At 66.8% G+C, this 15,109-nt stretch carries 11 protein-coding genes and 1 pseudogene; 7 read left to right on the plus strand and 5 right to left on the minus strand.

All coding sequences use genetic code 11. The features are described 5' to 3' along the window. Positions 1-509 precede the first annotated feature (509 nt). Positions 510-3,131, minus strand: a pseudogene (gene gyrA, locus LXB15_RS08870) (DNA gyrase subunit A); the annotation flags it as partial. A 341-nt stretch (positions 3,132-3,472) separates the two neighbouring features. Here gyrA and LXB15_RS08875 point away from each other — a divergent pair. Together LXB15_RS08875 and LXB15_RS08880 are read left to right on the plus strand one after the other, a co-directional pair. Beyond that, the gene (locus LXB15_RS08875) at positions 3,473-4,126 is read left to right on the plus strand and encodes a MarC family protein (RefSeq protein WP_233952592.1); all 654 of its coding nucleotides are present in this window, start codon (positions 3,473-3,475) and stop codon (positions 4,124-4,126) included. A 29-nt stretch (positions 4,127-4,155) separates the two neighbouring features. Continuing rightward, positions 4,156-5,133, plus strand: coding sequence for a cation diffusion facilitator family transporter (locus LXB15_RS08880; protein ID WP_233952593.1), 978 nt, complete (start codon positions 4,156-4,158; stop codon positions 5,131-5,133). Between the two features lie 122 nt (positions 5,134-5,255). Here the strand turns inward: LXB15_RS08880 and ssb are convergent, their stop codons facing one another. After that, the gene (ssb, locus tag LXB15_RS08885) at positions 5,256-5,789 is read right to left on the minus strand and encodes a single-stranded DNA-binding protein (RefSeq protein ID WP_233953103.1); all 534 of its coding nucleotides are present in this window, start codon (positions 5,787-5,789) and stop codon (positions 5,256-5,258) included. 281 nt (positions 5,790-6,070) lie between these two features. On the opposite strand from ssb, the gene uvrA reads away from it, so the two are divergent. After that, entirely contained in the window at positions 6,071-8,953 is a 2,883-nt protein-coding gene (gene uvrA, locus LXB15_RS08890; RefSeq protein WP_233952603.1) for an excinuclease ABC subunit UvrA, read from the plus strand. A 32-nt stretch (positions 8,954-8,985) separates the two neighbouring features. Continuing rightward, complete coding sequence (locus tag LXB15_RS08895; protein ID WP_233952607.1) at positions 8,986-9,612, plus strand: glutathione S-transferase family protein; 627 nt, start codon at positions 8,986-8,988, stop codon at positions 9,610-9,612. A gap of 46 nt (positions 9,613-9,658) precedes the next feature. On the opposite strand, the gene LXB15_RS08900 is transcribed toward LXB15_RS08895, so the two are convergent. Further along, positions 9,659-10,048: a type II toxin-antitoxin system VapC family toxin gene (locus LXB15_RS08900; protein ID WP_233952610.1), complete on the minus strand. Its 390-nt coding sequence runs from the start codon at positions 10,046-10,048 to the stop codon at positions 9,659-9,661. After that, on the minus strand, positions 10,045-10,500 hold the full coding sequence (locus tag LXB15_RS08905; protein WP_233952616.1) for a type II toxin-antitoxin system Phd/YefM family antitoxin: 456 nt from the start codon (positions 10,498-10,500) through the stop codon (positions 10,045-10,047). Before LXB15_RS08905 ends, LXB15_RS08900 begins: the two co-directional genes overlap by 4 nt. Before the next feature lie 47 nt (positions 10,501-10,547). Between LXB15_RS08905 and LXB15_RS08910 the strand changes: the two genes are divergently transcribed. After that, on the plus strand, positions 10,548-11,357 hold the full coding sequence (locus LXB15_RS08910) for a DUF72 domain-containing protein (RefSeq protein ID WP_233952622.1): 810 nt from the start codon (positions 10,548-10,550) through the stop codon (positions 11,355-11,357). Positions 11,358-11,375: 18 nt separating this feature from the next. Here LXB15_RS08910 and LXB15_RS08915 read toward each other — a convergent pair whose 3' ends face one another. Next, positions 11,376-12,917: an NAD(P)H-hydrate dehydratase gene (locus LXB15_RS08915; protein ID WP_370640191.1), complete on the minus strand. Its 1,542-nt coding sequence runs from the start codon at positions 12,915-12,917 to the stop codon at positions 11,376-11,378. A 287-nt stretch (positions 12,918-13,204) separates the two neighbouring features. Here LXB15_RS08915 and LXB15_RS08920 point away from each other — a divergent pair, with 287 nt between their 5' ends. Together LXB15_RS08920 and glnA are read left to right on the plus strand one after the other, a co-directional pair. Next, entirely contained in the window at positions 13,205-13,543 is a 339-nt protein-coding gene (locus LXB15_RS08920; protein ID WP_163044999.1) for a P-II family nitrogen regulator, read from the plus strand. A gap of 51 nt (positions 13,544-13,594) precedes the next feature. After that, positions 13,595-15,004 (plus strand): type I glutamate--ammonia ligase, encoded by a 1,410-nt coding sequence (gene glnA, locus LXB15_RS08925; RefSeq protein WP_233952627.1) that lies wholly within the window; start codon positions 13,595-13,597, stop codon positions 15,002-15,004. The last annotated feature ends 105 nt before the right edge of the window (positions 15,005-15,109 follow it).

The raw sequence follows: 15,109 nt of genomic DNA on the forward strand, positions 1-15,109 counted from the left end.
CCCTTCAGCGGCCGTTCCGGCCACGACGAGCATGGTGGAACAAAGTGGAACCCGGACAGTTATTCAGCCGAATTGATGGAGAATTCCATATGCTCGTCTTCGCTCTCTCGCTCGCAATGGTCGTCACGCTGGTCACGGCTACCGCAGTTACCCTTCACAACGAGTCGCAACGGGCGAGGGTCAAGGTGACCGCGAACCGCTCGCGGCTGATGCGTTGAGCCATTCGCCGACCTGCCCTGCAGGCTGAGACGAGGGAAGGCCACGAAGGCACGGCTTATGCAGACCCTTTGCAATGAAATTTACTGCTATTAGGCACACGTGAAAAAGGCCGCTCGGCATATGTCGAGCGGCCTTTTCTCGTTCTATTCCGGCGGCAGATCGTCGTCCGGTGCTTCCGGCGCATCGGGTGCGTCCGGAGCGCGCGGCGCATCCGGCGCACCATCAGCGGACGGAGCGTCGTCGGTGCTGTCGGCTTCCGCCTCGCCCGCTTCGTCCTCGCCCTGGTCCGGGATGCGCTCGACGGAGACCACGCGCTCGCCGTCGGCCGTCCGGAAGATCGTCACGCCCTTGGTGGCGCGGCCCTTGAAGCCGATTCCCTCGACCGGGACGCGGATCATCTGGCCGCGATCGGAGATCAGCAGCAGTTCGTCTTCCGATTCCACCGGGAAGCCGGCGATCAGCGGTCCGATGTCGGCGAGGCGCGACACGTCGGTGGCGCGGATGCCCTTGCCGCCGCGGCCGCTGGTGCGGAACTCGTAGGACGAGGACCGCTTGCCGTAGCCGAACTCGCTGACGGTGAGGATGAATTCCTCCGCCGCGCCGAGATAGGCGTAGCGCTCCTGATCGATCGCGACGTCCTCGACGCCCTCCTCCTCGACGATCGGCTCGGCCGTGGCGTCGCCCGCCGCTTCGCCTTCGACGGCGCGGCGCATCTTCAAATAGGAGGCGCGCTCGGCCGGCGTCGCGTCGACGTGGTTGAGGATCGCCATCGAGATCACCCGCTCGCCGGCGCCCAGCGAGATGCCGCGCACGCCGACCGAGTTGCGGCCGGCGAAGACGCGCACGTCGGTCACCGGGAAGCGGATGCACTGGCCGGACGAGGCGACGAGGAAGACGTCGTTCTGCTCCGAACAGGTGGCGACGGCGAGGATCTCGTCGCCTTCGTCGAGCTTCATTGCGATCTTGCCGTTGCGGTTCACCTGGATGAAGTCGGACAGCTTGTTGCGCCGGACGGTGCCGCGGGTCGTGGCGAACATCACGTTCAGCTCGGCGGCGGCATCCGGGTCGCTCGGCAGCGGCAGGATCGAGGTGATCCGCTCGCCCTTTTCCAGCGGCAGCAGATTGATCAGCGCCTTGCCGCGCGACTGCGGCGTGGTCAGCGGCAGGCGCCAGACCTTCTCCTTGTAGACGATGCCGCGCGAGGAGAAGAACAGCACCGGCGTATGGGTGTTGGCGACGAACAGCCGGGTGACCGAATCCTCGTCGTTCTTCAGCGACATGCCGGAGCGGCCCTTGCCGCCGCGGCGCTGCGCCCGGTAGGTGGCGAGCGGCACGCGCTTGATGTAGCCGCCATGGCTGACGGTGACGACCATGTCCTCGCGCGGGATCAGGTCCTCGTCGTCCATGTCGGCCGCGCCCTCGCTGAGGACGGTGCGGCGCGGCGTGGCGAACTCGTCGCGGATGGCGGTCAGCTCGGCCTTGATGATCTCGCGGACCCGCGTGCGGGACGACAGGATCTCGAGATATTCCTTGATCTCGGCGCCGATCTTGTTGAGTTCGTCGCCGATCTCGTCACGGCCGAGCGCCGTCAGGCGCTGCAGCCGCAGATCGAGGATGGCGCGCGACTGCGCCTCGGAGAGCCGGTAGGTCTCCTCTTCGGTGATGCGGTGACGCGGATCGTCGATGAGGCGGATCAGCGGCGCCACGTCCTTGGCGCCCCAGTGCCGCTCCATCAGCTGCTCTCGCGCCGTCTGCGGGTCCGGTGCCTGGCGGATCAGCTTGATGATCTCGTCGATATTGGCGACGGCGATGGCGAGGCCGACGAGGACGTGGGCGCGCTCGCGCGCCTTGCGCAGCAGATATTTGGTGCGCCGGTTCACCACTTCCTCGCGGAAGGAGATGAAGGCCGCCAGCATGTCCTGCAGCGTCAGCTGCTCGGGCTTGCCGCCGTTCAGCGCCACCATGTTGGCGCCGAACGAGGTCTGCAACGGGGTGAAGCGGTAGAGCTGGTTGAGGATGACGTCGGCGGTGGCGTCGCGCTTCAGCTCAATCACCACGCGGTAGCCGTCGCGGTCACTCTCGTCGCGGATGTCGGAGATGCCCTCGATGCGCTTGTCGCGCACCAGCTCGGCCATCTTCTCGATCATCGACGACTTGTTCACTTGGTACGGGACCTCGGTGATGACGATGGCTTCGCGCTCGTTGCGGATCGCTTCGGTGTGAACCTTGCCGCGCATCAGGATCGAGCCGCGGCCCGTCGAGTAGGCCGACAGGATGCCGGCCTTGCCGAGGACGATGCCGCCGGTCGGGAAATCCGGGCCGGGAATGATCTCCATGATCTCTTCGAGCGAGATCGCCGGGTTGTCGATCGTGGCGATACAGCCGTCGATCACCTCGCCCAGATTGTGCGGCGGGATGTTGGTCGCCATGCCGACGGCGATGCCGCCGGAGCCGTTGACCAGGAGGTTGGGGAAGCGGGCCGGCAGGACGACCGGCTCCTGCTCGCGCCCGTCATAGTTCTCCTGGAAGTTGACGGTTTCCTTATCGATGTCCTCGAGCAGCGGATCGGAAATCTTCTCCAACCGGCACTCGGTGTAGCGCATGGCTGCCGGCGGATCGCCGTCGATGGAGCCGAAATTGCCCTGCCCGTCGATCAGCGGCGCCCGCAGCGACCAGTCCTGCGCCATGCGCACCAGGGCGTCGTAGATCGCCGAATCGCCGTGCGGATGGAACTTGCCCATCACCTCGCCGATGACGCCGGCGGACTTGCGGTAGGCCCTGTTATGGACGAGGCCCATTTCGCGCATGGCGTAGAGGATGCGCCGGTGCACCGGCTTGAGGCCGTCGCGCACGTCGGGCAGCGCGCGGCTGACGATCACGCTCATCGCGTAATCGAGATAGCTGCGCTGCATTTCCTCGATGATGGAGATGGATTCGATGCCGCTCGGTCGTTCCGGCGGCGTCGTCTTGTCGTCTGTATCGGCCAAGAATTCGTCCTGAAGGGCTCGGAAATCGCTGCCCCGCTATAGCGCGGATGGCATCGAGGGTGCAAATTGCGCGGACAATTCATATGGGGATTTTCGTCAGCCTTTTCAACTATTTGCAGCCGGCCGAAAAGAAAGCCTTGTGGGTCGGGCCGCAATGCCGGCCATGGGCTGCCGAATCGGCCGCCATGTCGCCTTCCGCGCGGTCAGGTTGACCCGCCACCGTCATTTGCTACGCAGGACGATCGGGCACCCTTTGGCGAGCACGCATGGTCGACATCCTCCTCAGCGGCTTCGTGACCATCTTCGTCATCATCGACCCGCTTGGCCTGGTGCCGCTGTTCCTGGCGGTGACGCCCGACGCCGATGCCAACGAACGCCGCTCCGTCGCCATTCGTGCCTGCGTCATCGCCTTCGCCATCCTGGCGCTCTTCGCGATCGCCGGCATGGCGCTGCTGCAGGGTCTTGGCATCACGCTCGGGGCCTTCCGCGTCGCCGGCGGCCTGTTCCTGTTCTGGATCGGCTTCGAACTGGTCTTCGAACGACGCCAGGAGCGCCACCGGCGCAGCGCCGACCGCGCGGTGGACGATCCGGAAGTCGCCGACGTCGCGGCCTTCCCGCTGGCGATCCCGCTGATCGCCGGTCCCGGCGCGATCTCGGCAGTGATCCTCTTGTCCGGCAACCTGCCGACGGTCGCCGGGCGGATCGGCCTCGTCGCCATCCTGTTGGTCGCCATGATCGTCACCTTCGGCTTCCTCGCCGTCGCCGACCGGATCGACCGGTTTCTCGGCGTCACCGGCAGGGCGGTGATCTCGCGTCTGCTGGGGGTGCTGCTTGCCGCGCTGGCGGTGCAGTTCGTCGCCGAGGGCGCCGCGCAACTGGTCGAGACCACCACGGCCGCCCCGCTCTCGACGTCGCCCTGAGCCAGGGCCGTCAACATGGACAGAATTGCATGACCGCTCAGCGCTCGAAGGACGGCGGCAACAAGACCGTCATCGCGGCCCTCGCCGCCAATCTCGGCATCGCCGTGACGAAATTCGCCGCGGCCGCCTATACCGGATCCTCCAGCATGCTGGCGGAAGGCATCCACTCCCTCGTCGACACCGCGAACCAAGGCTTCCTGCTGCTCGGGATCCACCGCGCCAAGAAGCCGGCCGATGCCGCTCACCCGTTCGGTCACGGCGTCGAGGTCTATTTCTGGTCCTTCATCGTTGCCATCCTGATCTTCGCGCTGGGTGCGGGCTTCTCGATCTACGAGGGCGTCGTGCGGCTGCTGGAGCCGGCGAGCGCGGCCATCGAGGCACCGCTGGTGGCCCTCGGCGTCCTCGCCGTGGCCCTTGCCATGGAGGGATATTCCCTGTCGGTCGCCTATAGCGAGTTCGGCGCGCAGCGCGATCCGTCCGCGGCCAACGGGCTTCTCGCCGACGTCAGGGCGATGAAGGACCCGACGATCTTCGTCGTCCTGTTCGAGGACAGCGCCGCCTGCATCGGCATTCTCATCGCCGCCGCCGGCATCGGCCTCGCCTGGAGCACGGGCATCGCCGAGTTCGACGCCATCGGCTCGATCGTCATCGGCGTGGTCCTGGCGGTCACGGCGGTGCTGCTGGTGGTCGAGACCAAGGGTCTGCTGATCGGCGAGGCAGCATCGCCGGCGATGGTCGCGACGATCCGCGACCGCGTCTCGGAGCGCCCGGAGATCGTCTCGGTCAACGAGATCCGCACGCTGCATCTCGGCCCGCGCGACGTCCTTTTGACCATGAGCTGCGACTTCAAGGACGATGTCCTGTCGCAGGACATCGAGGCCGCCGTCAGCGAGATCGAGCAACGCGTCAAGCGCGCCTACCCGATCGTGCGGCGGCTGTATATCGAGGTTCAGTCGAACGCCGGGCACCGCCTGGCGCTGGCCGAGGAGAGTGCCGCCGCCGACTGATCCGTCGGCGGCGCATCGGATTCAGCCGGAATGCGCCGGCGTCCGAGCAATGCCGGCAGCGATCATCGGATCGTTGCCGACGAAATCCGGCCTCGCGCGGGAAGCGAGAGGCCGGGGTGGCATCAGAACGGGATCTCGTCGTCGAGATCGCGCGAAGATCCGCCGCCGCCGTAGCCGCCGCGATCGCCGCCGCCCGATGCGCCGCCGCCGCTCGGGCCGCCGGAACCGCCGCCGCGCGAGGAGCCCCCACCGCCGCCGCCGCCTTCATAGCCGCCGCCGGAGCCGCCACCGCCGCCGCCTTCGCCGCGGCCGTCGAGCATCTGCAGCTCGCCGCGGAACTTCTGCAGCACCACTTCGGTCGTGTAGCGCTTCTGGCCCGTCTGGTCCTCCCAGCTGCGGGTCTGGAGCGCGCCTTCGATATAAACCTTGGCACCCTTCTTCAGGTACTGCTCGGCGACCTTCACGAGGTTCTCGTTGAAGATCACCACGTTGTGCCATTCGGTGCGCTCGCGCCGCTCGCCGGACTGGCGGTCGCGCCAGGTCTCGGACGTGGCGATCCGCATATTGACCACGGCGTCGCCGGAAGTCAGGCGGCGCACTTCCGGATCGGCTCCGAGATTGCCGACCAGAATGACCTTGTTGACGCTGCCTGCCATGAAGAACTCCATACTTATCCGACGGCGGCGACCATACCGGAGCCGGTCGGCGGGGGAAACCATCGGCGGCGCCACGTCCGGCTTATCCAGCGGAAGTTTCCTGCCGGGCCGAAGGTGCCGCATCCAGGGCGCTGGCTACCCGCGTTGCGGAACGAGGCGCGATACTATAGAACGAAAAGGGAACATGCAAGTTTCGACCGAATCGCCGCGGCTGCTTGGAACTGCGGTGCGGAAGACATAGATAACCGCGTCATCCCACGACAAGGAATGCCGAGCGCTTCATGGCCGAATTGAAGACGATCTCCATTCGCGGCGCCCGCGAGCATAATCTCAAGAATGTCGATCTCGACCTTCCGCGCGACAAGCTGATCGTCATGACCGGCCTGTCCGGCTCGGGCAAGTCGTCGCTGGCGTTCGACACGATCTATGCCGAGGGGCAGCGGCGCTACGTGGAGAGCCTGTCGGCCTATGCGCGGCAGTTTCTGGAGATGATGCAGAAGCCCGACGTCGACCAGATCGACGGGCTGTCGCCGGCCATCTCCATCGAGCAGAAGACCACGTCGAAGAACCCGCGCTCGACCGTCGGCACCGTCACCGAGATCTACGACTACCTGCGGCTCCTGTTCGCGCGCGTCGGCATTCCCTATTCGCCGGCGACGGGCCTGCCGATCGAGAGCCAGACGGTCAGCCAGATGGTCGACAGGGTGCTCGAGCTGGAGGAAGGCACGCGCCTCTACCTGCTCGCGCCGATGATCCGCGGCCGCAAGGGCGAGTACCGCAAGGAACTGGCGGAACTGCAGAAGAAGGGCTTCCAGCGCGTCCGGATCGACGGCACGTTCTACGACATCGCCGACGCTCCGGCGCTCGACAAGAAGTACAAGCATGACATCGACGTGGTGGTCGACCGCATCGTCGTGCGCCCCGATCTGTCGGCGCGGCTGGCGGATTCGATCGAGACGGCGCTCGGCCTGGCCGATGGACTTGCCGTCGCCGAATATGCCGACGAGCTCGACGAGAATGGCAAGCCGCGCCAGCTGGTGTTTTCCGAGAAATTCGCCTGCCCGGTCTCCGGCTTCACCATCCCCGAGATCGAGCCGCGGCTGTTTTCCTTCAACAATCCGTTCGGCGCCTGCCCCCGCTGCGACGGGCTGGGGTCGCAGCAGGCCGTCGATCCGAAGCTGGTGGTGCCGAACGAGGCGCTGACGCTGAAGGGCGGTGCCATCGCGCCGTGGGCGAAGTCGAGTTCGCCTTATTACGGGCAGACGCTGGACGCGCTCGGCCGCGTCTACGGGTTCAAGCAGACCGACCGCTGGGCGGACCTCCCGGAAGCCGCGCAGGCGGCGATCCTCAACGGCACCGGCAAGGAGAAGATCGAGTTCCGCTACAATGACGGGCTGCGATCCTACAAGACGACCAAGGCTTTCGAGGGCGTCGTCACCAATCTGGCGCGCCGCTGGAAGGAGACCGACTCGGCCTGGATGCGCGAGGAGATCGAGCGCTTCATGTCGGCGACCCCCTGCCCTGCCTGCGGCGGCTACCGGCTGAAGCCCGAGGCGCTGGCGGTCAAGATCGCCGGGCGGCACATCGGCGAGACGACGGAACTGTCGATCCGCGCGGCGCGGCAGTGGTTCGAGGCGCTGCCGGAGCAGCTGAACGCCAAGCAGAACGAGATCGCCGTCCGCATTCTCAAGGAGATCCGCGAGCGGCTGCGATTCCTTGACGACGTGGGCCTGGAATATCTGACGCTGTCGCGCGCGGCGGGCACGCTGTCCGGCGGCGAGAGCCAGCGCATCCGTCTCGCCTCGCAGATCGGCTCCGGCCTGACCGGCGTGCTCTACGTGCTTGACGAGCCGTCGATCGGCCTGCACCAGCGCGACAACGAGCGGCTGCTGGTGACGCTGAAGCACCTGCGCGACATCGGCAACACGGTGATCGTCGTCGAACACGACGAGGATGCCATCCTCGCCGCCGACTACGTCGTCGACATCGGGCCTGCCGCCGGCATCCATGGCGGCGAGATCATCGCCGCCGGCACGCCGGCCGAGGTGATGGCGCATCCGGCCTCGCTCACCGGCCGCTATCTGTCAGGCGATCTCGGCGTGCCGGTGCCGGCCAAGCGGCGCAAGCCGCAGAAGGGCAAGCGGCTGAAGGTGGTCGGCGCGCGCGGCAACAACCTCAAGAACGTCACGGCCGAGATTCCCCTCGGCCTGTTCTCCTGCGTCACCGGCGTGTCGGGCGGCGGCAAGTCGACGTTCCTGATCGAGACGCTCTACAAGGCCGCCGCGCGGCGGATCTCCAATGCCCGCGACGTGCCGGCCGAGCACGACCAGGTCGAGGGGCTGGAACTGCTCGACAAGGTCATCGACATCGACCAGTCGCCGATCGGCCGCACCCCGCGCTCGAACCCCGCGACCTATACCGGCGCCTTCACGCCGATCCGCGACTGGTTCGCGGGCCTGCCGGAAGCCAAGGCGCGGGGCTACCAGCCCGGCCGCTTCTCCTTCAACGTCAAGGGCGGACGCTGCGAGGCCTGCCAGGGCGACGGCGTCATCAAGATCGAGATGCATTTCCTGCCCGATGTCTACGTCACCTGCGACGTCTGCCACGGCAAGCGCTACAACCGCGAGACGCTGGAGGTCACCTTCAAGGAGAAGTCGATCGCCGACGTGCTCGACATGACGGTCGAGGAAGGCGTCGACTTTTTCGCCGCCGTGCCGGTGGTGCGTGACAAGCTGGCGACGCTGAAGGAGGTCGGCCTCGGCTACATCAAGGTCGGCCAGCAGGCGACGACGCTCTCGGGCGGCGAGGCGCAGCGCGTCAAGCTCGCCAAGGAACTGTCGCGCAAGGCGACCGGCCGCACGCTCTATATCCTCGACGAGCCGACCACCGGCCTGCATTTCCACGATGTCGCCAAGCTGCTCGAGGTGCTGCACGACCTCGTCGACCGCGGCAACACGGTGGTGGTGATCGAGCACAATCTCGAAGTCATCAAGACCGCCGACTGGCTGGTCGACATCGGCCCCGAGGGCGGCGACGGCGGCGGCGAGATCGTCGCCACCGGCACGCCCGAGGACGTGGTCAAGGTGAAGCGCTCCTACACCGGCCACTTCCTGAAGGAGCTGCTGGAGCGCCGGCCCGGCATCAAGCGCGAGGCGGCGGAGTAACGGGCACCGCCCGGCATTGTCGGAGAGACGGCATGATCCTCATCGGCCAGTATGATTCGTCCTTCGTGCGTCGCGTCGGCATCGCGCTGGCGCTCTACGACATCCCGTTCGAGCATCGGCCCTGGTCTGTGTTCGGCGACGCCGACAAGATTGCCGCGTTGAACCCGCTGACGCGCGTGCCGACGCTGGTTCTCGACGACGGCGATGTGCTGGTCGACAGCTACACGATGCTCGATCACCTGGACTCGCTGGTGCCTGCCGAGCAGGCGATGCATCCGCGCTCGGAACCGGCGCGACGCCACTCGCTGAAGGTGACGGCTCTGGCGAGCGGGCTGGCCGACAAGGCGGTGAGCCTGTTCTACGAGCGGCGGCTGCACGACAAAGCCTCGCCGGCGTGGGAAGCGCGGTGCCTGCGGCAGATGCGCGGAACGCTGGCCGCCCTCGAGGCGGACCGGGCAGCACGCCCCGGTCCCTACTGGCTGGGCGATCGCATCGGCCATGCGGACATCGCCGTGGCAGCATCGATCCGGCACATGGGCGATTCCCATCCGGAGCTGGCTGGACTGGAAGACTGCCCCGCGCTTGCGGCGCATTGCGCGGCGATGGAAGCCTTGCCGGTGTTCCAGCAGATCTCGCAGCCCTTCATCCCGCCGACGTGAATGGCTCGCAAGCGAACTGCAGGCGGAACTCGCCTCGAGACGCCGCTCAGTCCCAGATTGGTTTCACCCCGAGGTTTCTCAGCCCTTCGTCGCCGGACACGATCCGCAGGCCCTCGATCGTTGCCTGGGCGGCGAGCATCCGGTCGAATGGATCGCGGTGGGTCCCCGGGAGCAGGCCGGCGCGAACCGCATGAAGCGCGGTGATGGTGAGGATCTCGATGTTCGCCGTCGCGGCCAGCCGCTCGAACCCCTCCATGAAAGGAGCGACCTCCGGCCACTTCCCCAGTCGATATTTCTGCGACATCTCGTATCCGGAGACCGCGCTGACAAAGGTGATGCCGTCGTTCTCTTCGATGATGGTGCGGACACGAGGCCGCAGCCGCGCGTCACCGCGCAGCCACCACACGAAGACATGCGTGTCCAGCAGAAGGGTCACGGCTTGGAAATGTCAGGGTCGAAAGAGGCCGCGCCTTCCCACGCTTCGAGATCCTCCTCCGACAGCGGGTCGAAGAAGAAGCCGTCCGGAACCGAAGGCATGTGCGCGAGCATGCCGAAGCCGCGGACCCGCCGCGCAGCCGCGGCAGCGGGCGTCACCGTCGCGGCTACCTGGCCGTCACGCGTGATACTGAAATCCTTCCCCGCAGCCAGCGCCTGCACGATGCCATCGAGGTCGAACACCGGCTGCTCCTTCTCGGCAAACCCAAGCGGCGCCTCAACGCGGGCGGGCGTCCCAGAACCGGCTTCGCTCGCATTGACGGCAGCCGCAACCGGAACCAGCTTCACTGCTGGCCTGTTGCGGCGGGCGATGACAATCTCTTCGCCCGCCTCGGCGCGCGCGACCAGGTCGGAGAGTCCGGTCTTCGCCCGGTGCATGTTGAACGTCGCCATGCGACAAATCTAGCTAGATAGTTAGCTAATCTCAAGGGAGATTCGTCATGGCCAAGCCAGGCACAATTCGGGCCGGCGTCGGCGGCTGGACGTTCGAGCCGTGGAACGAGACCTTCTATCCGGACGACCTGCCGAAGAAGCGGCAGCTGGAATATGCCGCGTCGAAGCTGAAGACGATCGAGGTCAATGGCACGTTCTATCGCAGCCAGTCGCCGGCGACCTTCGCCAAATGGGCGAGCGAGACCCCGGAAGGCTTCGTCTTCTCGCTGAAGGCGCCGCGCTTCGCGGTGAACCGCAAGATCCTGGCGGAAGGCGGCGAGTCGATCGAGCGTTTCGTGCAGTCGGGCATCACCGAGCTGGGCGACCGGCTCGGCCCGATCCTCTGGCAGTTCGCCGCCACCAAGCAGTTCGACCCGGACGACTTCGCCGCCTTCGTGAAGCTGCTCCCCGAGAAGGCCGGCGATCTGCCACTTCGCCACGTCGTCGAGCCGCGCCACGAGAGCTTCGCCTGCCCCGAAGCGGTCGCGATCTGCCGCAAGGCCGGCGTCGCCATCGTTTGCGCCGAGGCGGAGGATTATCCCCAGATCGCCGACGTCACGGCGGACTTCGTCTATGCCCGCCTGCAGAAGGGCGACGAGGCCAATCCGACCGGCTATCCGGCCGACGCGCTGGACGCCTGGGCCGCCCGGACGCGGCAGTGGGCGGAAGGCGGCCAGCCGGACGATCTGCGCCGGGCCGATCCAAAGACCGAACCGCCGCGGCAGAAGCGCGACGTCTTCGTGTACTTCATCCGCTCCGGAAAGCCGCGGGCGCCGCATGCCGCCATGGCGCTCCAGGAACGCCTGGACGCGGGCTGATCCGACGCCGCCGCGGGATCAGTCTTTCCGGCCGAGCAGCGCCTGCAATTCGGCATGCACCTTCGGCAGCATCTTCGGCAGGTTCTCGGAGATCAGGCCCGGGCCGAACAGCTCGGCCGCCCGCCCGTGCATCCAGACGCCGGCGCAGGCGGCCTCGAAGCTCGGCATGCCCTGGGCCAGCTGCGCCGCGACGATGCCGGCGAGGACGTCGCCCGTGCCGGCCGTGGCGAGCCACGGCGTGCCGCTGGCGTTGATCGCGGCACGTCCGTCGGGCGCGGCGATCACGGTATCCCTGCCCTTCAGCACGACGACGGCGCCCGACTGCGCGGCGGCATTTCGTGCGCGATCCAGCTTCGACTGGCCGCCGTCGGCGGCGAGTTCCGGGAACAGCCGCCTGAACTCTCCCTCGTGCGGCGTCAGCACGAGCAGTGGTTCGGCCGGACTGTGCCTGCCTGCCGCCTCCCCGGCCGCGGCGAACAGCAGGTCCGGCGTCTCCTGGAACGCGCTGATCGCGTCGGCATCCAGCACGAGGCGGCGGCCTTTGGCGAGGATCGCCGCCGCGAACAGCCGGGCGCGTTCGCCGACGCCGAAGCCGGGGCCGAGGATGAAGGCGTTGTAGCGCTCGTCCTCGATCAGCGAGGTCAGCTCCGCGTCGTCGTTACAGCGCTTCAGCATCACCGCCGTCAGGTGCGACGCGTTGACCTGCATGGCGGCCGCCGGCGAGAACAGCGTGACGAGTCCGGCGCCGGCGCGCAGCGCGGCCGCTGCGGCGAGCCGCGCTGCCCCGGTCTGGCTGGCGCCGCCGGACAGCACCACCGCATGGCCGCGGTCGTATTTGTGGCCGGCATCGGCGGGACTGCGGAATCGGCTGGCCCACAGCGCCGGCTCGTTGACGAAGGTCCGGGGTGCGATGCGGGCGAGGACCGTCGGCGCGATGCCGATGTCGGCCACCAGCGTGCGCCCGCAGAGGCTGCGGCCCGGCTCGAGCAGGTGACCCGGCTTGCGGCGGAAGAACGTGACGGTCAGGTCCGCCGCGACGGCGGCCCCGAGCGCCTTGCCCGATTCGCCGGAGACGCCGGACGGCAGGTCGATGGCGACGACCGGCGTCGGCGCGTCGTTCAGCCGGTCAATGGCCGCGGCGGCGAGGCCTTCGACGGGGCGTGCCAGTCCGGCGCCGAACAGCCCGTCGACGACCAGCGCCGCGTCGGCCGGGTCGAATGCCTCCAGCGGCAGGGTCGCGTCCTTCCAGGCGGATGCGGCAGAGGCAGCATCGCCGGACAGCCTGGCGGGATCGACGAGGCCGTAAAGGCGGACGTCGCGGCCCGCCTCCCGCAACAGCCGGGCGACGACATAGGCGTCCCCACCGTTGTTGCCGGGCCCCGCCAGCACCGCGACACGGGCGGCATCGGCGAACTCCGCCTGGACCGCCGCCGCCACGGCGGCACCGGCCTTCTCCATCAGCGCGATTCCCGCGGTTCCGCTGTCGATCGTCAACCGATCGGCCTCGGCCATCTCGGAGGACGTCAGCAGGAAACAATCGGAAGGGGACGTCGCAGCCATCGGTCGCCTAAACTTTCAACTATGTGCCTACAAAATGGGCAGCCTGTGTGACTTCACCGGCCGCTTGGTGTAGCCGGTATGGGCACAGAAGCGTCACAAGGGTAACGATAGCGCCGATAAACCGGTCGAGTCGCTGCCGAGATGGTGTAGGCATCGGTTTCCGCGGCAGCGATCGACGCTATTTCGTCAGCCGCGGTCCGGGACAAGGCCTTTGGCACGCCTCCTGCATTGGGCGGGGGGACGGGCCGGCGGCCCGTGACGGGGGACAACGTCGTGAAGGAATGTCGATGAAGAAGGTCGAGGCGATCATCAAGCCGTTCAAGCTGGATGAGGTCAAGGAGGCCCTCCAGGACGTGGGGCTGCAGGGCATCACCGTCACCGAGGCCAAGGGCTTCGGACGGCAGAAGGGCCACACCGAACTTTATCGGGGTGCCGAGTATGTCGTCGACTTCCTGCCGAAGGTGAAGGTCGAGATCGTGCTGGCGGACGAGAACGTCGCTGCCGCCGTCGAGGCCATCCGCAAGGCGGCCCAGACCGGCCGCATCGGGGATGGCAAGATCTTCGTCTCCAACATCGAGGAAGCCATCCGCATCCGCACCGGCGAAGCCGGCACGGACGCCATCTGACCCTCGCCGTCTCCCAGCAATATACATCGTTCAATATCAGGAAAGACCGCCATGACGAGCGCCAACGACATTCTGAAGCAGATCAAGGACAACGACGTTAAGTTTGTCGACCTGCGGTTCACCGACCCCAAGGGCAAGATGCAGCACGTCACGATGGACGTCGGCATCGTCGACGAGGACATGTTCTCGGAAGGCTCGATGTTCGACGGATCGTCGATCGCCGGCTGGAAGGCCATCAACGAGTCCGACATGGTGCTGATGCCGGATCCGGAGACGGCCTACATGGATCCGTTCTTCGCCCAGTCGACCATGGCGATCGTCTGCGACATCCTCGATCCGATCTCCGGCGAGGCGTACAACCGCGACCCGCGCTCGACCGCCCGCAAGGCGGAGGCGTTCCTTACCCAGTCCGGCACCGGTGACACCGCCTTCTTCGGCCCGGAAGCCGAGTTCTTCATCTTCGACGACGTCCGCTACAAGGCCGACCCGTACAACACGGGCTTCAAGCTCGACTCCACCGAACTGCCGTCCAACGACGACATGGAATACGAGACCGGCAATCTCGGCCACCGGCCGCGCGTCAAGGGCGGCTACTTCCCCGTCCCGCCGATCGATTCCTGCCAGGACATCCGCTCGGAAATGCTGACCGTGATGGCCGAGATGGGCGTGGAGGTCGAGAAGCACCACCATGAGGTGGCCGCCGCGCAGCACGAGCTCGGCATCAAGTTCGACACGCTGACCCGCAACGCCGACAAGATGCAGATCTACAAATACGTGATCCATCAGGTCGCCAATGCCTACGGCAAGACCGCGACCTTCATGCCGAAGCCGATCTTCGGCGACAACGGCTCGGGCATGCACGTGCACCAGTCGATCTGGAAGGGCGGCAAGCCGACCTTCGCCGGCGACGAATATGCGGGCCTGTCGGAGAGCGCCCTGTTCTACATCGGCGGCATCATCAAGCACGCCAAGTCGCTGAACGCCTTCACCAACCCGTCGACCAACTCGTTCAAGCGCCTGGTCCCCGGCTACGAAGCCCCGGTGCTGCTCGCCTACTCGGCGCGCAACCGCTCGGCCTCCTGCCGCATCCCGTTCGGCCAGTCGCCGAAGGCCAAGCGCGTCGAGGTCCGCTTCCCGGACCCGACGGCTAACCCGTATCTCGCCTTCTCGGCGATGCTGATGGCCGGCCTCGACGGCATCAAGAACAAGATCCACCCGGGCGAAGCCATGGACAAGGATCTCTACGACCTGCCGCCGGAGGAGCTGAAGGAAATCCCGACCGTCTGCCGGTCGCTGCGCGAAGCGATGGAATCGCTCGACGCCGATCGCGATTACCTGAAGGCCGGCGGCGTCTTCGACGACGACCAGATCGACGCCTTCATCGACCTGAAGATGGCCGAGGTGATGCGTTTCGAGATGACGCCGCATCCGGTCGAGTTCGACATGTACTACTCGGTCTGACGAGGCGGCCGGATCCTTCCGGCTGGACTCCGAGCACGGTCAAGGGGCGCCTCGCGGGCGCCCCTTTTCGTTTGACAGCGGTGGAACGGGCGTGATTCGAATGGC

It is taken from the genome of Aurantimonas sp. HBX-1, from assembly GCF_021391535.1.
Taxonomy (GTDB): domain Bacteria; phylum Pseudomonadota; class Alphaproteobacteria; order Rhizobiales; family Rhizobiaceae; genus Aurantimonas.